This window comes from Niveispirillum sp. GW835-FHT14G11 (genome assembly GCF_058793615.1).
On the sequence record NZ_JBXAFZ010000015.1, the window covers coordinates 47397 to 64699 of the forward strand.

Here is a 17303-nt window from a genome sequence, read left to right on the forward strand (position 1 = left end):
TCGGCGATGCGGACGATCATGCTGCGTCTGGGGGTCGAAGGGCAGGTCCCGGAACCCGAAGCGGCAATAGAAGGCGCGGATACCCTCATCCAGCGGGTGGGTGATGATGCCGACGCAGCCGATATCCCGTGAAAACCGCACCGATGTCGCCAGGGCGAACCGCATCAGCGAGGTTGAATGGCCCCGCCCCTGAAAGCGGACATCCACCCCCAGCTGCCCCAGCAGGATCACCGGCAAAGGGTCGGGGCTGTTGCGTTGGGCCGGGCGGGGCAGGAAGGCCCGTTCGATCTGGCCTGTGCTCAGGCTGACAAAGCCGGTCAGGGTGCCGGTTGCGGTGTCACAGACCACGTTGGTCCGTGAAGCCCCGCTTTGCTGATTGCGCCAGGCATGGCGACGGAACCATTGGTTCAGGGAGTCCCGGTCGCAATCGAAACCGTCCCGATTATCCGTCGCCACCAGCGGGCGCGGGGGCGTCAGTCCTGCCATGCCGGCTTGCCGGCGGCCAGATCGACCAGGGCCGGCACCAGCTGGCCCGGTTCATGCGCCCATTGCTCGAACCGGTCCCAGTCGGCGGCGGGAATGGTCATCACACGCTGCTCCATCACCTCCATCTCGGCGGCTTCCAGCGCCTTGCGGCGGATAAAGTCGCTGAGGTTGGTGCGGGCGCGTTGCGCCGCGACCTCCAGCAATTCCCGTTCACCGGGGGAGATGCGTACGCTGATGGGCGGGTTCGTGGCTGGCATGAATGCCTCCTGTTTATGTATGACATTGTCATACGGCGTCGGGCGTGGCAATCGCGCCGCCGCCCCCAATACGTCATCCTGCGTATATGGCGGTGCAGCATGGGTCCGCATACTGGCCTGACCGTTGGAAACGGGGCACAGGGGATCAGGCCGGACCATGAGCGACAGCATTGCCACCCAGTTCTGGACGGTGCAGGACTGGACGAAAGCCTATCGGGCCGGGGCCCGTCCGGTGGATTTGCTGGCAGCATTGCTGGCCCGGCTTGCCACCGACGATCCCGCCTGGATCAGCCTGATCGGGGCCGACGCGCTGGTGGCACGGGTCCGGATGCTGGACCCGTCGGCGCCGCTCTACGGCGTGCCCTTTGCCGTGAAGGACAATATCGACGCGGCGGGCCTGCCCACCACCTGCGCCTGTCCGGACTTTGCCTATCTGCCCGACGGCAGTGCGGCGGCGGTGGCGAAGCTGGAGGCGGCGGGGGCCGTGGTCATTGGCAAAACCAATCTGGACCAGTTCGCCACGGGCCTGGTGGGGACCCGTTCCCCCTACGGTGTGGTGCCCAACGCCTTCAGCGCCGACCATGTCAGCGGCGGGTCCAGTTCCGGGTCGGCATCGGTGGTGGCACGCGGGCTGGTGCCGTTCGCGCTGGGCACCGATACGGCCGGGTCGGGCCGTGTGCCGGCCGGGCACAATAATCTGGTCGGGCTGAAGCCGACGCGGGGGCTGGTCTCCACCCGCGGACTGGTACCCGCCTGCCGCACGCTGGATTGCATCACCGTCATGGCAATGTCGGTCGATGATGCGGCGACGGTGATGGAGCATATGCAGGGCTATGACGCGGCCGATGCCTATTCCCGCCGTCCGGGCCCGCCGGCCACCGCCTGGCCGGCGCGGCCGGTGCTGGGTGTTCCCGCCAATCCCGATTGGTTCGGCGACAAGGCGGCGGAGGCTGCCTATCAAGCGGCGCTCTCCCGCCTGACCTCGCTGGGTGTTGATCTGCGGCCTGTCGATTTCCGCCCGCTCTGGGATGTGGCGGCCCTGCTCTATGACGGGCCCTGGGTGGCCGAACGCTATGCCGCGATTGAGGCGGTGATGCGCGACCGGCCGGACATCGTGCATCCCGTGGTCCGGTCCATCATCGACAAGGCCCGCAATTTCACCGCCGCCGACGGGTTCAAGGCTGAATACCGGCGCATGGAACTGGCGCGGCGGGCCGAGGCGCTGATGGCGGGTCTGGACGGGTTGCTGGTGCCCACCGCCCCGACCCTGCCCACCATTTCCCAGGTGATGGAAGATCCGGTCGGCGTGAACAGCCGCATGGGCCTCTACACCAATTTCGTGAACCTGCTGGACTGGTCGGCCATCGCCCTGCCGGGCGGCATGCGCGGTGACGGGCTGCCCGCCGGCATCACCCTGATCGCGCCCGCCTGGAACGAGGCGCGGCTGGTGGAATTCGGCCGGCTGTGGCAGGCGGCCAGCCCGTGGAAGCGCGGTGCCTCCGCCGTGGCGCTGCCACAGGCGGAACGGGCCGGTGATGGCGGGCGGCATGGGTATGTCACCCTGGCCGTGGTCGGCGCACATTTGTCGGGCATGCCGCTGAACGGACAGCTGACGGAACGCGGTGCGGTGTTGCTGGAAAGCACGCTGACATCCGCCGCCTATCGCCTGTACGCCCTGCCGGGGACCACGCCGCCCAAGCCGGGGCTGGTGCGCACAGGGCAGGGCATGCCCATCGCGGTGGAACTGTGGGACATGCCGGTGGCCCATTACGGGTCCTTCGTGGCGCTGATCCCGCCGCCGCTGGGCATCGGCACCCTGGAACTGGTTGATGGGCGGCATGTGCAGGGTTTCCTGTGCGAGGCCTGGGCCACCAGCGACGCCGCCGACATTACCAGCCTGGGCGGCTGGCGCGCCTATATGCGCCTGCGCGCCCAGAATGCGGCCTGATCACCAAGGGGATTAGCGAATGTTCAAGACCGTCCTGATCGCCAATCGCGGTGAGATCGCCGTCCGTATCGCCGCCACCTTGAAGCGGATGGACATCCGCTCGGTCGCTGTCTATTCCGATGCCGATGCCGACAGCCTGCATGTGGCGGTCGCCGATATCGCGGTGTCGCTGGGCGGGCAGACGCCGGTGGAAAGCTATCTGCGCGGTGACCGGATCATCGAGATCGCCAGGGAAACGGGCGCTGAGGCCATCATCCCCGGCTATGGCTTCCTGTCGGAGAATACTGATTTCGCCGAACAATGCGCCGCCGCCGGCATCGCCTTTGTTGGCCCCACGCCCGACCAGATCCGCCGTTTCGGCCTGAAACACACCTCGCGTGAGATCGCCAGGGCGGCCGGTGTCCCCCTGACGCCCGGCACCGACCTGCTCAAGGATGTGGAGGAGGCACGGCGCACGGCGCTGGAGATCGGCTATCCCGTCATGCTGAAAAGCACGGCCGGCGGTGGCGGCATCGGGTTGCAGCGCTGCACGGATGAGGGTGAACTGGTCACGGCCTTCGACAGTGTGAAACGCCTGGGCCAGTCCTTCTTCAAGGATGGCGGGGTGTTCATCGAACGGTTCGTGGCCGACGCCCGCCATGTCGAGGTGCAGATATTCGGCGACGGCCGGGGCAATGTTGTGGCCCTGGGCGAGCGTGACTGTTCGGTCCAGCGCCGTAACCAGAAGGTGATCGAGGAGACGCCAGCCCCCGGCCTGCCGCCCGAGACCCGCCGCCAGCTGCTGGATGCCGCCGTGCGGCTGGGCCAGGCAGTGGGCTATGTTTCCGCCGGCACGGTGGAATTCATCTATGACGGGGCCCGCGACGCCTTCTATTTCCTGGAGGTGAATACGCGGCTGCAGGTCGAACATCCGGTCACGGAGGCGGTGACCGGCCTGGATCTGGTGGAATGGATGATCCGCATCGCTGCCGGCGATCCGCCGGATTTCTCCAGCCTGCCGGAACCGCAGGGGGCCGCCATCGAGGTCCGGCTCTATGCCGAAAACCCGGTGCGCAATTTCGCCCCCTCGCCCGGCACCCTGACCGAGGTGCATTTCCCCGACGGGGTGCGGGTCGATGGCTGGGTGCGGACGGGCACGGCGGTGTCGGCCCATTACGACCCGATGATTGCAAAGCTGATCGTGCATGGCCCGGACCGGGAGGCGGCGCGACTGAAGATGCTGGCGGCTCTGGACGCCACGCGCCTGCACGGTATCGCCACCAACCTGGATTATCTGCGCGGCATCCTGTCGGGCGACACCTTCATCCAGGGCCGCATGTCCACGCGGTTCCTGGACAGCTATCACCATGTCTCCCCGGTGGTGGAGGTGGTGGAGCCCGGTACCTATACGAGCGTGCAGGATTATCCCGGCCGGCAGGGCTATTGGGATATCGGCGTGCCGCCGTCCGGCCCGATGGACGATTACGCCTTTCGTCTGGCCAACCGCGCCGTGGGTAATCACGAAGCGGCGGCCGGGCTTGAATGCACGCTGCAGGGCCCGACCTTGCGCTTTCATGGCGATGCGGTGATCGCCCTGACAGGGGCCGCCATGAACGCCGTGCTGGATGACGGCGAACCACTGCCCTTCTGGCAGCCGGTCGGCGTGAAGGCTGGGCAGGTGTTGCGCCTGGGCCGGACGGAAAGCGGCTGCCGCACCTATCTGGCCATCCGCAACGGTCTGGACGTGCCGGATTACCTGGGCTCCAAATCCACCTTCGTGCTGGGCCAGTTCGGCGGCCATGCCGGGCGCACCCTGCGCGTGGGCGATGTGCTGCCGGTCAGCCGGCCGGGATCGCCCGCCTGTTCCACGCCGGCCCCTGCCCATGATCCGGCCCCCGTGCCGGCGTCCCTGGTCCCCGTCTATGGACGGCATTGGGATATTGCCGTGCTCTATGGCCCCCATGGTGCGCCGGATTTCTTCAAGCCCGAGGCCATGGCGACCTTCTTTGCCAGCGACTACCGGGTGCATCACAATTCCAACCGCCTGGGCGTGCGGCTGGTGGGGCCGAAGCCGGAATGGACGCGCAGCGACGGGGGGGAGGCGGGGCTGCACCCGTCCAATATCCATGATTGCGTCTATGCCATCGGCAGCATCAATTTCACCGGCGACACGCCCGTCATCCTGACCTGCGACGGGCCCAGCCTGGGCGGTTTCGTCTGTCCCGCCACCATCATCAAGGCCGACCTGTGGAAGGTGGGGCAGGTGAAGCCCGGCGACACGATCCGTTTCCGCCCCGTCGGCTTTGCCGATGCCCTGGCCCTGGAGCAGGCGCAGGACGCGGCCATCGCCGCCCTGTCGTCCGACCCGCTGCCCGTGCCGGCGGCGGTCGCGCCTGACAGCTGCATCCTGACGCGCCTGCCGGCCGACGGTGACCGGCCCATGGTCACCTACCGCCAAGCCGGCGATAAGTATATCATGCTGGAATATGGGGAGAATGTTCTGAATCTGCGGCTGCGGCTGCGCATCCATCTGCTGATGGAGGCGTTGAAGGCCCAAGCTATCCCCGGCATTGCCGAATTGTCGCCCGGCGTGCGCTCCGTCCAGATCCATTATGACAGCCGCATCATCAGCCAGGGGGTGCTGGTCACCAGGCTGCTGGCCCTGGAGGAACGGCTGGGCGGCGTCGCGGGACTGAAGGTACCCAGCCGTGTCGTCCACCTGCCGATGGCGTTCGAGGATAGTGCCACCCTGGATGCGGTGACCCGATACCGCGAAACGGTGAAGGATGAGGCACCCTGGCTGCCCAATAATGTCGATTTCATCCAGCGCATCAACGGGTTGGACAGCCGCGACCAGGTGCGCGACACGCTGTATGATGCCAGCTACATGGTGCTGGGCCTGGGCGATGTCTATCTGGGGGCACCCTGCGCGGTGCCGCTGGACCCGCGCCACCGGCTGCTGACCAGCAAATACAATCCCGCCCGCACCTATACGGCGGAAGGCACCGTGGGCATCGGCGGCGTCTATATGTGCATCTATGGCATGGACAGCCCTGGCGGATACCAGTTGGTCGGCCGCACCGTGCCCATCTGGAACAAGTTCCTGGCCAACCTGCAGTTCGGGGCGGAGCCCTGGCTGCTGCGCTTTTTTGACCGGGTACGCTTCTATCCGGTGACCGAGGCGGAACTGGACCGGTTCCGCGCCGATTTCCGTGCCGGCCGGGCGCAGGTGCGGGTAGAGGACGACGTCTTCGACCTGGAAGCGTATGAGGCCGCCTGGGCGGCGGAGGCCGCAGAGATCGATGCCTTCCGCGACCGCCAGCGGGCGGCCTTCACGGCGGAGGTGGCGCGCTGGCAGTCCGACGAGGGACCGGCGGCGGAGGAGGTGGACCAGGCCCCACCTGCAGCCGATGGCAACGCCATCCAGGCCGATATTTCCGGCAATGTCTGGAAGGTGCTGGTGGAGGTGGGGCAGGAGGTGCAGGCGGGCCAGCCCCTGGTAGTGCTGGAGGCGATGAAGATGGAGTTCGCCATCCATGCCAGTGCTGCCGGCCGCGTCGGTGCGGTGCATTGCCGGGCAGGCCGGGCGGTGACGGCGGGCGATGCCTTGCTGTCGCTGATCTGACCGGGCCTGGACACGGCACTACCGTGTGGCGGCCCGCGCCGTCTTTGCGTCCGTATCCACGACGATCTCCACCCGGCGGTTCTCCGCCCGGCGCGCCGGATCGCCGGTGACGGGGCGGCTGTCGGCCAGGCCCAGGGCGCCCAGGCGGGCGGGCGGAATGCCCTGGGCCGCCAGTTCCCGCACCACTGCCGCCGCGCGGGCCGCCGACAATTCCCAGTTCGACGGGAAGCGCGCGGTGCTGATGGCCACGTCGTCGCTATGGCCTTCCACCGTGATGCTGCCGGGCAGGCCGGCCAGCGACGGGACCAGCTGGCGCAGCAGCTCCACGGCGTCGGGCTGCAAGGTGGCGGAGCCGGAGCCGAACAGGATGCGGTCGCGCACCACGATGGTCACCTTGCGCTCCGCCGTATGGATATCCACATCCTCGGGCAGGCCCAGGCCTTCCAGCTGCTGCAGCCAGCGATTGGCGGTGGGAGACAGTGCCTGTTGTGCCGGCGGGGGCGGCTTGGGCGCCGCCCCCGGCAGCGACGGGCCGGATGGCCGCCCCGGTTCGGTCGCCTCCACGACATTGTCGGCCACCCGGTCCGGTGCATGTACCGACACCCCGTCGGCGATGGCCTGACCGGCCTCCTTCCTGATGGCCAGACGGCCATCCATGCCCAGGATGGCCAGCATGCCCAGGAAGACGGTCATCAGCACGGTGACCATATCCATATAGCTGATGACCCATTCCTCGCTTTCTGCCGCCGTTTCCACGGGACGGCTGCTGTAGGTCTGGTCCAGCCGATAGTTCAGGCGAAGCCGGTCGGTTTCCCGCCGTCCGCGCGTGAGCGACCTGCGATCGCTTTCAACGGCCACGGCCCACCTCGTGCGCTGCCATCAGATAGCTGTTCAGCGTCTCCTGGATCGCCGAGGGGGATCGGTTCAACTGGATCAGCACCACGCCCTCCAGCAGGATGTTCAACTGCGCCACATGTTCGGTGGTGCGCTGTTCCAGCTTGATGGCCATCGGCTTGAACACCAGGTTGGCCAGCACCAGGCCATAGAGCGTGGCCAGCATGGCAATCGCCATGGACGATCCGATCAGCCCGATATCGCCGGCGCCCAGCTGCTTCAGCATGCCCACCATGCCGGCCAGTGTGCCCAGCAGGCCAAAGGCCGGGGCAAACGCGGCCAGCACGCGGAAGAAGCGGGACTGTGCCTGTTCGGCCTCCGCCTGCTTCTGAATGCGCCAGTTCATGACATTCATGATGTCGTCCAGGCTGGCCCCGTCCACGACCATCTGCAGGCCCAGCTTCAGAAAGGGGCTGGACACGCGGCGCACGCGGTCATCGGCGGGGGCGATCTGCTTGCTATAGAGCAGCTTGGACACGTCCAGCAGGTCCGCCACCTCCCGGTCCAGTCCAGGCGAGGCGCGGAAGACAGAGGCGATGGCCGACAGGGCCGCCTTGATCTCATCCCCGCGAAAGGCCAGCAGGGCCACGCAGACCACGCCACCGCCGACGATCAGAAGCCCTTCCTCATTATAGAAGAAGCGCGCATCGCCGCTGGCAAAGGTGACGTACCAGAGCAGAGCGATGGTGGCGACGATGCCCAGGATGGAGGTGAGGACAAAACGCGAGGGGGAGGCTTTTTTGGCCATGGAGATGATGCCGCAAATATTCCGCTGCTGAATGAATAGCCTAAATCCGCGCGGAAACCATGATCCATCTCAAGTCACTGCGTCCTCATCTCCCCGACCCTAATCCCTCGGCCGTGCCGGCGGTTGGATGGATTTCAGGCGCGACACCATCTCTGCCGTCACGGCTTCGGCCTCGCGTTCGTCACGGATGACGCGCGGGGTGATGAAGACGATCAGTTCGGTGCGCACGCTGCGGTTCCGCTTCTCCCCAAACAGGGCACCTACGCCGGGCAGGCGCGACAGGACGGGGATGCCGTCGCTGCCCGCCTGCTGCTCCTCGGATATCAGGCCGCCCAGCACCACCGTCTGCCCGCTATCCACCGCGACGTTGGAGGTGATCTGCCGCTGGCTGATGGTGGGGGTCAGGTTGCCGGAATTGCGGGTGCCGGAGACGTTGGAGATTTCCTGATACACCTCCATCGTCACCTTGCCGCTCTGGCTGATACGCGGCACGACGCGCAGGATGACGCCGGTATTCACATAGTCGACCTGACTGACGATGGGCGCCTCGGGATTGTCCACCGACTGCGCCGTGCGGGTCAGGATGGGCACGCGGTCGCCGACCAGCAGTTGCGCCACCTGGCTGTCCAGCACCACCACCTGCGGGGAGGAGACGACGCGCACGTCCGTCACCTCGTCCAGCGCCGACAGCACGACGCGCGGATCGCCATTCTGGGAAAAGACCAGATTGAAGCCCGGCACCTGCGTCACCGGCTGCATGCTGTTCGTGGTGCTGTTGAGCGTGAAACCGCCCTGCACATTGCCATTGTCGCCACGGAAAAAGCTCTGCACGCCATAGCGCAACTGGTCGTTCAGGGTGACCTCGGCGATTGTCGCCTCGATCAGCACCTGCGCGGGCGATACGTCCAGCTTGCGCACCGCCTCGCCCACGATTTCCGCCTGGCGCGGGCTGGCATGGACCAGCACGGCATTGTTGGCCGGATCGGCGATGATGCGCACATCGCCGGTGCCGGCCGACGCCGCCTCGCCCCCCGGTGCCGCCCCGCTGGCATCCGCCGCGATGGAAGACAGGCGGCCGGCACTTGCCGCCATGCCGCCGGTGGCAGTGTCGGCGGCCGGCGTAGACAGGCTGGCCACGGGTCGGCCCGACGGCACGGGACTGTCGGCCGCCACCGCGCCGCCGAACAGCCGGCTGAGCAGCCGCGCGACCTTGCCCGCATCGGCATTGGTCAGGGTGAAGACATGCAGGCGCGGCGTGTCGGCCCCGCCGCCATCCAGCCGGCGCACCCAGCCGGCCGCCCGGTCCAGCGTTCCGGCATCGTCGGCGATGACCAGCACGGCATTCAGCCGGTCCACGGGCAACACCCGCACGCTGGCGTCCGCCGCGTCGCCGTCCTGGCCCAGGATGGCCTGGATCTCCCGCACCACAGCACCAGGGCCAGCCTGGGTCAGGGGGAACAGGCCCACCGACCGCCCGGCCATCCAGTCCACATCAAAGCCGCGCAGCAGTTCCGCCGCCGCCTGGCGTTCCGGCGCCGGCCCGCTGACCAGCAGCAGGCCCAGCCGCGGTTCCACCGTCACCGTGCCGCTTTTCACCAGCGGCGCCACCAGCGCCTGGGCCACATCGGCCTGGATATGGCGCAGCGGCAGGACGGAGACGGCCTGTCCCGGCGTACCCGGTGCAGCCAGCCCCAGGGTCTGCCCGCCATTGGCCGCGGGCACTACGGCGATGCCGCCATCGCCGGTGCGCAGCATGACGGCCCCGCGTCCGGCCAGCACGGATTCCAGCAGGCGCAGCGCCTCGCGCGGGGACAATTCCCGGCCGCTATCGATGCTGACCAGCCCCTGCAAGGAGGGATCGACGGAATGCGGCAGGCCCAGCATGTCGCCCAGCACCGCATCGACCACCATTGCCAGCGGCGCGTCGGTGAAGCGCAGATGCAGGGGCGGGCCCGGCGGCAGCGACAATTCATCGGCCGTCACCGCCACGCGCGGCACCGATCCCTTGACGATGACGGCGGCGGGTGCGGCGGCAGTCCCCGCCGGGGCAGCGGCCGTTGCCGCCTTCGCCTTGCCCGCCGATAGTGACAATCCCAGGCTGTCCAGATCCAATGCCGATTGCGGCGATGCGGCCTGGCGTTCCGCACAACCGGAAAGCAGCAACAAGGCAATCATGGCAGTAGCGGTAGCCCGAAAGGGTAAGGTCGCTGTCATTGTCGTCCTGGCGGCTGGAACGCGCGGGAAAATGCCGTCCATACTGTAATAAAGACAAGAACTATCTGGCGGTGACATCAATCTGTAAAGATTGGCCTCTTTGTCACAATTCCGTCAAATATACGACGCGAAGCCATTACGGAAATAAGTCATACTGATGTCGTCTCCCGCCACCGGCGGTTATTGGTGATCAATGTTCATGACCGTCTCTGATATCCAGTCCGCCGGCCTGCGCGTCAACGATTCCGACCTTCGCCGGGCCGAGGCCCAGGCCCAGGCCGACGGGCGGCCGCTGGATCAGGTGTTGCTGGAATTCGGCCTGATAACACCGCTGGACCGTGCCCTGTTCCTGGCGCGCCAGCATGGGTTGCCGTTGCTGCGGGCCAGCGCCTTGCCCGATGTGCCGCAGGATCTGGCGCCGCTGTCGCCCGACTGGCTGCGCCGGCACCGGCTGCTGCCCGTGCTGGCCGATACCGATGGTGTGCTGCTGGCCGCCTGCGACCCCGTGGCCGATGGCGTGTGCCTGCAGGCGGAGCTGGCGCTGTCCATGCCTGTGCGTCTGGGTATCATGCCCATCCCGGAATGGGAGGAATTGTTCCAGGAACGGCTGGGTGGGGGGCGCAGCGCGCTGGACAGCATTGTCGGCGACGTCGACCATGACCATCACGGTCATGAGGATGAGGCGCTGGACCGGCTGAAGGACCAGGCCAGCGAGGCGCCGGTGGTCCGGTTGGTCGCCCATGTCATCGACGAGGCGGTGAAGGCCCGCGCGTCGGACATCCATATCGAGCCCTTCGCCGATACCCTGGTCCTGCGTTACCGCATCGACGGGGTGTTGCATAACCGGCCACCGCCGCCCCTGTCACTGGTCCGCGCCATGGTCAGCCGCATCAAGATCCTGGCCGGGCTGGACATCGCCGAACGCCGCCTGCCGCAGGATGGGCGCGTGCGCCACCGGATGGGCATGCGGTCGGTAGATCTGCGTGTTTCCACCCTGCCCACCGTGCATGGGGAAAGCGTGGTTATCCGCGTGCTGGACGGGTCGGTCGGCGCCATGGAACTGCCGGCCTTGGGCCTGTCGGGTGAGGATGAGGGCGCGCTGCGCCGGATGATGGCCAATCCCCATGGTCTGGTGCTGGTCACCGGCCCCACGGGCAGTGGCAAGACCACGACGCTGTATGCCGCGTTGCGCCTGATCGATGCCGCCACGCGCAAGGTGCTGACCGTGGAGGACCCGGTCGAATATCAGATGGCGCGGGTCAATCAGGTACAGGTGCATCCGGCCATCGGCCTGGATTTCGCCGCCGTCCTGCGGTCCATGCTGCGCCAGAACCCGGACGTGATCCTGGTGGGGGAAACGCGCGACGCCGAAACCGCCGACATCGCCGTGCAGGCGGCATTGACCGGCCATCTGGTGCTGACCACCCTGCACACCAACAGCGCCGCCGGGGCGGTGACCCGGTTGATGGAGATGGGGGTGGAACCCTTCCTGATCGCGTCGACCCTGCGCGGCGTGGTGGCACAAAGGCTGGTGCGTATGCTCTGTCCCCACTGCAAAGCGCCAGCCCCCGCCGATGAGGCGGCTCAGGCCGCCCTGCGCGCCGCCGGCCTGCTGGCGCCGGGTGCGCCTTGCCCGCCTTTGATGGGCCCGGTCGGGTGCGGGCGTTGCGGCGGCACCGGCTATGTCGGCCGCGCCGGCATTTTCGAGATGCTGCGCCTGGATGAGGGTATGCGCCGGCTGGTGATCGAACGCGCCCCCACCGGTGCCATCGAGGCGGCGGCGCGGGCATCGGGTTACCACACGTTGCGCCGCGACGGGCTGGCCCGGGTGCTGGCCGGCCTGACCAGCTTTGCCGAGGTGGCGCGGGTGACAGAGGCGGGGGACTGACCCCATGCCGGAATTCACCTTCATCGCGTTGGACGCCACGGGTGTGGAACGCAGCGGCCGGATGGAAGGCGCCAGCGACGCCGCCATCCTGGACCGGCTGCGCGGCCAGGGATGGCACCCCGTGCGGGTGGCGCCGGTGGCCGCCCGCCGCCTGTCCATCGCCGGTGCCGGCACGGATGATCTGCTGCTGGCCACGAAGGAACTGCGCCTGCTGCTGCGCGCCGGATTGCCGCTGGAACGCGCGCTCAGCCTGCTGGCCGGCGGGCTGGCGCCGGCGGCGTTGCGTCCGCGCCTGACCAGGGCGCTGGACCGGCTGCATGGCGGGGCCGGGCTGGGCGATGCGCTGGTCCAGGCCGGTGGCTTCCCGCCGCTCTATGCCGCCATGGTGCGTGCGGGTGAGGGGGCGGGTGCCCTGGATCTGGTGCTGGAACAGCTGTGCCTGCTGCTGGACCGGCAGCGGCGGGTGGCCCGCGCCGTCACGTCGGCCCTGATCTATCCCACCGTGCTGGGGCTGGTGGCCGTGTCCTCCCTGCTGCTGCTGCTGCTCTATGTCGTGCCGCAATTCGCACCCTTGTTCGCCAATGCCAAGCAGGCGCTGCCGGCTTCCACAGAACTGGTGCTGGCCTTGTCCGCCTTCCTGCGCGACTGGGCCGACATGGCGTTTGCGGGCCTGATCTGTCTGATCCTGCTGGGGTGGCTGCTGCTGCGCCGGCCGGGGCTGGGACCCTGGCGCGACCGGATGCTGCTGCGCCTGCCGCTGCTGGGCTCCATGGCGGTGATGGCCGGCGTGGCGCGGATGGCACGCGGGCTGTCGGTGCTGCTGCGTGCCGGGGTGGGGCTGCCGCGCGCCCTGGAACTGTCGGCGGGGATGGCGGGCAATGCCGTGCTGATGACATCCGTGCTGGCCATGCGCGATGCGGTGCGCGACGGCCGTCCCCTGACGGCGGGCCTGCCCAAGGATCACCCGCTGCCCGATCTGGCCGTTACCCTGATCCGGGTGGGCGAACAGAGTGCCCGGCTGGCTGAGGTGACTGAACAATTGGCGGCGATGTATGAGGACAAGCTGGAAACCGCCATCAAGCGTTTCCTGGCGCTGCTGGAGCCGGCCTTGATCCTGCTGCTGGCCCTGTTTGTGGGTGGCATCGTCGTTTCCATCCTGATGGCCCTGGTGTCGATCAATGAACTGGCCTTCTGATCGCCACCGCCGGCAGGCGGGCTTCACCCTGCTGGAGATGCTGGTTGTCCTGCTGCTGCTGGGCGTGGCCACGGCCCTGGTCGCCCCGCGCCTGAGCCTGGGCCGGGCGGCGCTGGATGCCGATGCCCGCACCCTGGCCATGGCATTGGCCGATGCGCGGGATCAGGCGGTGCTGACGGGGGAGCCGGTGACCCTGGTACTGAACCTGACCAATCCCGGCTGGAATGGCGGCACCCTGCCGGCCACAGGCGCGTTGCAGGTGGAAGGTGATGCTGAACTGATGGCGGACGGTATCGCCCGCATCCGGTTCCTGCCCGATGGCAGCGCCAGTGGCGCCGCGATCCGCCTGACGGGGCGGGGCGGGGGGGAGCGCAGCTTGCGCGTCGACTGGCTGACGGGACGGGTGCGCCATGAAACGGACTGAAACACAGGACGGCTTCACCCTGCTGGAGGCGATGGTGGCCCTGGTGCTGCTGGCCGTGGTGCTGGCCCCGGCCTACACAATGCTGTCGGGCGGCGGACGGGCGGCGCGCACCGTGGAACGCCGCGCCATGGCCCTGTCCATCGCGGAGGCGCAACTGGCGGCCCTGGGCGTGGAACGGAAGCTGGCACCCGGCAATTATCCGGGACAGGGTGGGGGCTATCGCTGGGTCCTGTCGGTCACGCCGCGCACCGACCCACCCTTTGAACAGGCCGCTGCGCGCGGCATGGCCGCCTATCACGTTGCCGTTGTGGTTTCAGACGATGCCGGACCTGTGCTGGACCTGGCCAGCACCAGACTGGTGGCGGCACCATGAGACGGCGGCAGGCGGGCTTTACCTTGCTGGAGGCGATGGTGGCGCTGGTCGTGCTGGGGCTGGTGTTGACCGTGGCCGCCATGGCCATGGGCACGCTGGGCAAGGCCAGTGCCCGCGTCACCGACATCGCCGACCGGGCCGGGCAGCTGTCGCTGGTCCGTGACGTGCTGCGCCGACAGGTGTCGCGCGCCCTGCCGCTGATGGTGGAGGATGGGCTGGGCCAGCGCTATGTCCTGACCGCCAGGGCCGACCGGTTGAGCTTCCCCCTGGCCGATCCGCCTTTGCCGGGCCGGGGCGGGCTGGCCATGGCCGATATCCGGGCCGATGGCGGGCGGTTGCTCTATGCGCAGAGCCGGCCGGGCCACCCCCGCTATGAAACCGTGCTTGCCGAGGGGGATTTCCGTTTCCGCCTGTCCTATCGCGGCGATGACCCGCGCCAGGGCTGGGTGACGGACTGGACCGATCATGCGCGCTGGCCACGCCTGATCCGGCTGGAAGTGATGGCCGGCGGGCGGGAGATGCCGGCCATCGTCCTGCCGGTGCGTGCCGATGCCGACCGCGGCTGCGTCCTGGCGCTGGGGGAGGGGTTCTGCCGTGACCGCCAGGGCTGACAAATGTTCCCGCCAGCGGGGCGTCGCCCTGCCTATGGCTTTGTGGGTGTCGATGGCGCTGGCCCTGCTGGCTGCCGGCATCGCCGCCACCGCCGGCCAGGCCACGCGGCGGCAGGCGGGTGCGGACCAGCTGGCCCAGGCCCGCGCCCTATTGGATACCGGCGTCAGCCTGGGCGTGATGCTGGCCGTCCATCCCGACCCCGCGCGCCAGTTGCCGGCCGACGGCCGCCTTGTGACGCTGGCGGAACCGGAGGGGGAGGTGACCCTGCGCCTGTGGGACGAGGCCGGGCGGATGGACCTGAACCGCACGCCGCAACCACGCATCCTGGCCGTGGCCGCCCGCCTGCTGCCCGCTGATCAGCTGGGTGTGCTGACCACGGCCCTGGCCCAGCGCCGTGGCGGCGGGGAGCCTTGGCACAGCACCCTGGAACTGGGCGCCTTCCTGTCGGCCGACGCCTTTGCCCGGCTCTATCCGCTGCTGACCGTGCATGGCCCGGTGATGGCGGAAGGGGCGGTATCGTTGCGCGCCATGCCGCCGGTGCTGCGCGCCCGCTGGCCCGGTCTGGTGCAGGGGATGCAGGATCCGGCCGTGCTGGCCGGCCTGGGCCTGACACCGGGCGGGCCACCATCGACCCTGTTCACCCTGCGCATCACCGCCCGCACGAAACAGGGGGCGGTCGCCAGTGCCGAAGCCCTGGTCTGGATCACCATCCAGGGGGCGCAGGCCTTTCACATTCTGGAATGGCGGGAACCGGCCCCCGCCATCGCCCCCGATGACGAGGCATCATGAGCAAATATGCCGACATGGCCCGCCGCCTGGCCGGCTGGTGGCTGGATCGCACCCTGTCCCATCTGCCACGCTGGCTGACCCGGACCGGGCCGGACCCGGTGCCCTGGCGGCTGGGCGTGACGGGGCTGGAACCGCTGGGCATTGCCCGCACCCCCTGGCATCTGCGGCTGGACGGCTTGGCCCCCCTGACCCTGCATTACCAGCTGCCGGCCACGGCCCGCCCGCATCTGCGCCGGCTGGTGGGCATGCAGCTGGGCCATTGGACGCCGCTGACCCCGGAGACCGCCCTTTATGATGCGCAGGTGGAGGGCACGGCCGAGGGCGGGGCGCTGAATGTCCGCATCGATGCGCTGCCCCGCGCCCGCATCGCCCCCGCCCTGGCCGCCGCCGCCGACCGTGGCATGCCGCCGCCTTTGGCCGTGGAACTGGCCGGGGTGACCCTGCCGCTGGGTGATCCGGTTCCCCACCGCCTGCCGCCGCGCCTGCTGCTGGCCTTCCTGCTGCTGCTGGTCCCGCCTTTGGCCCTGGCCCTGTCGCAGGAAGGGCAGTTGATCGCCCTGCGCACGGAGGTGGAGGCCGGAACGATGGAGGCCGCACAGGCCCGCGCCCTTGGCCAGCGCGTTTCCCGACTGCGTAACGACACGCTGGCCGCCGTCACCGCCAGGCGCGAGGCGCCCAGCCAGCTGGTCCTGCTGGAACGGTTGAGCGCCCTTCTGCCCGACGGCAGCTATCTGACCGAACTGCGGGTGGAGGGGGACCGCATCCACCTGCTGGGCTACAGCCAGGACGGCGCCGGCCTGCCGTCGCTGCTGTCCGTCCCGCCTTTCGAGGATGTGCGGTTCGAGGCCCCCCTGCTGCGCAGCGGGCCGCAGGGCGACCGTTTCCACCTGTCGCTGAAGGTGCGTGCCGATGCCGCTTGAGACCCTTCTGGCCCGCCCCATCCCCGCACGGCGCCTTTATTGGGGACTGAACCTGCTGCTGGCGCTGCTGGTGCTGTTGCTGCTGGTCTGGCCGCTGGCAGGATTGCTGCTGGATCAGCGCGCGGAAATCCGGGCATTGGAAATCCAGCGCACGGCCCAGGGCAATCTGGCCGGCCGGGTGGAAAGGCTGATGGCGGAACAGGCTGAACTGGTGGCGTTGGATGGTTTGGCTGCCGATTATCTGCCCGGCGACAGCCCCGCCCTGGCGGCGGCCGAACTGCAAGGCCTGCTGTCGCGGCAGGTGAATGAGGTGGGCGGGCAGCTCTACAGCGTCCGCCTGCTGCCCACCGAAGACCCGCAGGTCGCCGCCCGCCTTGACGCCGCGGTCACCCATGCCCAGCTGCGGGCATTGCTGCACGGGCTGGAGGGCGGGCGGCCCCGGCTGGTGGTCACCGGCCTGGAGGTGCAGGCGGGGGAGGGCGGGGAACGCCTGACCCTGTCGCTGACCATCAGCGGCCTGCGCCGCCAGACGGCGGGGGGAGGGGCGGAATGAAGCGCTTCATCCCCCTGCTGGCCCTGCTGGCCGTCCCCCTGGCATCGGCCACCGAGTCCGATTTTGTCCTGCCACCCTTGTCGGAATTCCCCGCCATCGTCGAACGCCCGCTTTTTGTGCCGTCGCGCCAGGGCGTGGCCCCAGCCACCGCCCCCGCCGCCGCCGCATCCGGCGAACGCCGCCTGATCGGCACCATGCGGCGGGGCGGGCAGCGGGTGGCCCTGCTGCTGCTGGCGGACGGGACCAGCCGGTCGCTGTCACCGGGCGACGCGCTGGATGGTTGGCGCCTCTTGTCGGTGGAGCCGGGTGCCGCCCTGCTGGCCGCCGCCGATGGCACCCGCCTGCGCCTGCCCGTGGGCGGGTCCCTGCCATGAACAACATGACCATTCATCCCAAGG

The 17303-nt window shown here is 68.7% G+C and carries 16 protein-coding genes; 12 read left to right on the plus strand and 4 right to left on the minus strand.

Going from position 1 to position 17303, the window contains the following annotated elements; all coding sequences use genetic code 11:
* Window positions 1–6: 6 nt before the first annotated feature.
* Window positions 7–132 (plus strand): hypothetical protein, encoded by a 126-nt coding sequence (locus AC1Q7F_RS24740; RefSeq protein WP_492511211.1) that lies wholly within the window; start codon window positions 7–9, stop codon window positions 130–132.
* A gap of 341 nt (window positions 133–473) precedes the next feature.
* Here the strand turns inward: AC1Q7F_RS24740 and AC1Q7F_RS24745 are convergent, their stop codons facing one another.
* Window positions 474–743 carry a type II toxin-antitoxin system TacA family antitoxin gene (locus AC1Q7F_RS24745; protein ID WP_492511212.1) on the minus strand — a complete coding sequence of 90 codons (270 nt, stop codon included), beginning with the start codon at window positions 741–743 and terminating at the stop codon, window positions 474–476.
* 157 nt (window positions 744–900) lie between these two features.
* On the opposite strand from AC1Q7F_RS24745, the gene atzF reads away from it, so the two are divergent.
* Window positions 901–2691 (plus strand): allophanate hydrolase, encoded by a 1791-nt coding sequence (atzF, locus tag AC1Q7F_RS24750; RefSeq protein ID WP_492511213.1) that lies wholly within the window; start codon window positions 901–903, stop codon window positions 2689–2691.
* Window positions 2692–2710: 19 nt separating this feature from the next.
* Window positions 2711–6295 (plus strand): urea carboxylase, encoded by a 3585-nt coding sequence (gene uca, locus AC1Q7F_RS24755; protein WP_492511214.1) that lies wholly within the window; start codon window positions 2711–2713, stop codon window positions 6293–6295.
* Window positions 6296–6313: 18 nt separating this feature from the next.
* On the opposite strand, the gene AC1Q7F_RS24760 is transcribed toward uca, so the two are convergent.
* The 3 genes from AC1Q7F_RS24760 to gspD form a co-directional block, all read right to left on the minus strand.
* Window positions 6314–7153 (minus strand): OmpA/MotB family protein, encoded by an 840-nt coding sequence (locus tag AC1Q7F_RS24760; protein WP_492511215.1) that lies wholly within the window; start codon window positions 7151–7153, stop codon window positions 6314–6316.
* On the minus strand, window positions 7143–7937 hold the full coding sequence (locus tag AC1Q7F_RS24765; protein WP_492511216.1) for a motility protein A: 795 nt from the start codon (window positions 7935–7937) through the stop codon (window positions 7143–7145). Before AC1Q7F_RS24765 ends, AC1Q7F_RS24760 begins: the two co-directional genes overlap by 11 nt.
* 99 nt (window positions 7938–8036) lie before the next feature.
* Complete coding sequence (gene gspD / locus AC1Q7F_RS24770) at window positions 8037–10112, minus strand: type II secretion system secretin GspD (protein ID WP_492511217.1); 2076 nt, start codon at window positions 10110–10112, stop codon at window positions 8037–8039.
* A gap of 238 nt (window positions 10113–10350) precedes the next feature.
* Between gspD and AC1Q7F_RS24775 the strand changes: the two genes are divergently transcribed.
* From AC1Q7F_RS24775 to AC1Q7F_RS24815, 9 genes are read left to right on the plus strand one after another with little or no spacing between them, the layout of a single operon-like run.
* Window positions 10351–12039, plus strand: a complete 1689-nt coding sequence (locus AC1Q7F_RS24775; protein WP_492511218.1) for a GspE/PulE family protein — start codon at window positions 10351–10353, stop codon at window positions 12037–12039.
* 4 nt (window positions 12040–12043) lie between these two features.
* On the plus strand, window positions 12044–13234 hold the full coding sequence (locus tag AC1Q7F_RS24780; protein WP_492511219.1) for a type II secretion system F family protein: 1191 nt from the start codon (window positions 12044–12046) through the stop codon (window positions 13232–13234).
* On the plus strand, window positions 13218–13658 hold the full coding sequence (locus AC1Q7F_RS24785; protein ID WP_492511220.1) for a GspH/FimT family protein: 441 nt from the start codon (window positions 13218–13220) through the stop codon (window positions 13656–13658). The genes AC1Q7F_RS24780 and AC1Q7F_RS24785 overlap by 17 nt, the downstream gene beginning before the upstream one ends.
* On the plus strand, window positions 13645–14031 hold the full coding sequence (locus AC1Q7F_RS24790) for a prepilin-type N-terminal cleavage/methylation domain-containing protein (RefSeq protein ID WP_492511221.1): 387 nt from the start codon (window positions 13645–13647) through the stop codon (window positions 14029–14031). The genes AC1Q7F_RS24785 and AC1Q7F_RS24790 overlap by 14 nt, the downstream gene beginning before the upstream one ends.
* On the plus strand, window positions 14028–14642 hold the full coding sequence (locus AC1Q7F_RS24795; protein ID WP_492511222.1) for a prepilin-type N-terminal cleavage/methylation domain-containing protein: 615 nt from the start codon (window positions 14028–14030) through the stop codon (window positions 14640–14642). The genes AC1Q7F_RS24790 and AC1Q7F_RS24795 overlap by 4 nt, the downstream gene beginning before the upstream one ends.
* Window positions 14626–15432 carry a hypothetical protein gene (locus tag AC1Q7F_RS24800; RefSeq protein WP_492511223.1) on the plus strand — a complete coding sequence of 269 codons (807 nt, stop codon included), beginning with the start codon at window positions 14626–14628 and terminating at the stop codon, window positions 15430–15432. The genes AC1Q7F_RS24795 and AC1Q7F_RS24800 overlap by 17 nt, the downstream gene beginning before the upstream one ends.
* A complete protein-coding gene (locus tag AC1Q7F_RS24805) occupies window positions 15429–16352 on the plus strand; it encodes a PilN domain-containing protein (RefSeq protein ID WP_492511224.1) in 924 nt (307 codons plus the stop codon). The genes AC1Q7F_RS24800 and AC1Q7F_RS24805 overlap by 4 nt, the downstream gene beginning before the upstream one ends.
* Window positions 16342–16905, plus strand: coding sequence for a type II secretion system protein GspM (gspM, locus tag AC1Q7F_RS24810; protein ID WP_492511225.1), 564 nt, complete (start codon window positions 16342–16344; stop codon window positions 16903–16905). The genes AC1Q7F_RS24805 and gspM overlap by 11 nt, the downstream gene beginning before the upstream one ends.
* Window positions 16902–17279, plus strand: a complete 378-nt coding sequence (locus AC1Q7F_RS24815; RefSeq protein ID WP_492511226.1) for a hypothetical protein — start codon at window positions 16902–16904, stop codon at window positions 17277–17279. Before gspM ends, AC1Q7F_RS24815 begins: the two co-directional genes overlap by 4 nt.
* Window positions 17280–17303 lie beyond the last annotated feature (24 nt).

Coding starts and splice junctions, on each gene's coding strand:
- AC1Q7F_RS24740 (WP_492511211.1), top strand. CDS start 7: ATGCGGACGATCATGCTGCGTCTGGGGGTCGAAGGGCAGGTCCCGGAA.
- AC1Q7F_RS24745 (WP_492511212.1), bottom strand. CDS start 743: ATGCCAGCCACGAACCCGCCCATCAGCGTACGCATCTCCCCCGGTGAA.
- atzF (WP_492511213.1), top strand. CDS start 901: ATGAGCGACAGCATTGCCACCCAGTTCTGGACGGTGCAGGACTGGACG.
- uca (WP_492511214.1), top strand. CDS start 2,711: ATGTTCAAGACCGTCCTGATCGCCAATCGCGGTGAGATCGCCGTCCGT.
- AC1Q7F_RS24765 (WP_492511216.1), bottom strand. CDS start 7,937: ATGGCCAAAAAAGCCTCCCCCTCGCGTTTTGTCCTCACCTCCATCCTG.
- gspD (WP_492511217.1), bottom strand. CDS start 10,112: ATGATTGCCTTGTTGCTGCTTTCCGGTTGTGCGGAACGCCAGGCCGCA.
- AC1Q7F_RS24775 (WP_492511218.1), top strand. CDS start 10,351: ATGACCGTCTCTGATATCCAGTCCGCCGGCCTGCGCGTCAACGATTCC.
- AC1Q7F_RS24780 (WP_492511219.1), top strand. CDS start 12,044: ATGCCGGAATTCACCTTCATCGCGTTGGACGCCACGGGTGTGGAACGC.
- AC1Q7F_RS24785 (WP_492511220.1), top strand. CDS start 13,218: ATGAACTGGCCTTCTGATCGCCACCGCCGGCAGGCGGGCTTCACCCTG.
- AC1Q7F_RS24790 (WP_492511221.1), top strand. CDS start 13,645: ATGAAACGGACTGAAACACAGGACGGCTTCACCCTGCTGGAGGCGATG.
- AC1Q7F_RS24795 (WP_492511222.1), top strand. CDS start 14,028: ATGAGACGGCGGCAGGCGGGCTTTACCTTGCTGGAGGCGATGGTGGCG.
- AC1Q7F_RS24805 (WP_492511224.1), top strand. CDS start 15,429: ATGAGCAAATATGCCGACATGGCCCGCCGCCTGGCCGGCTGGTGGCTG.
- gspM (WP_492511225.1), top strand. CDS start 16,342: ATGCCGCTTGAGACCCTTCTGGCCCGCCCCATCCCCGCACGGCGCCTT.
- AC1Q7F_RS24815 (WP_492511226.1), top strand. CDS start 16,902: ATGAAGCGCTTCATCCCCCTGCTGGCCCTGCTGGCCGTCCCCCTGGCA.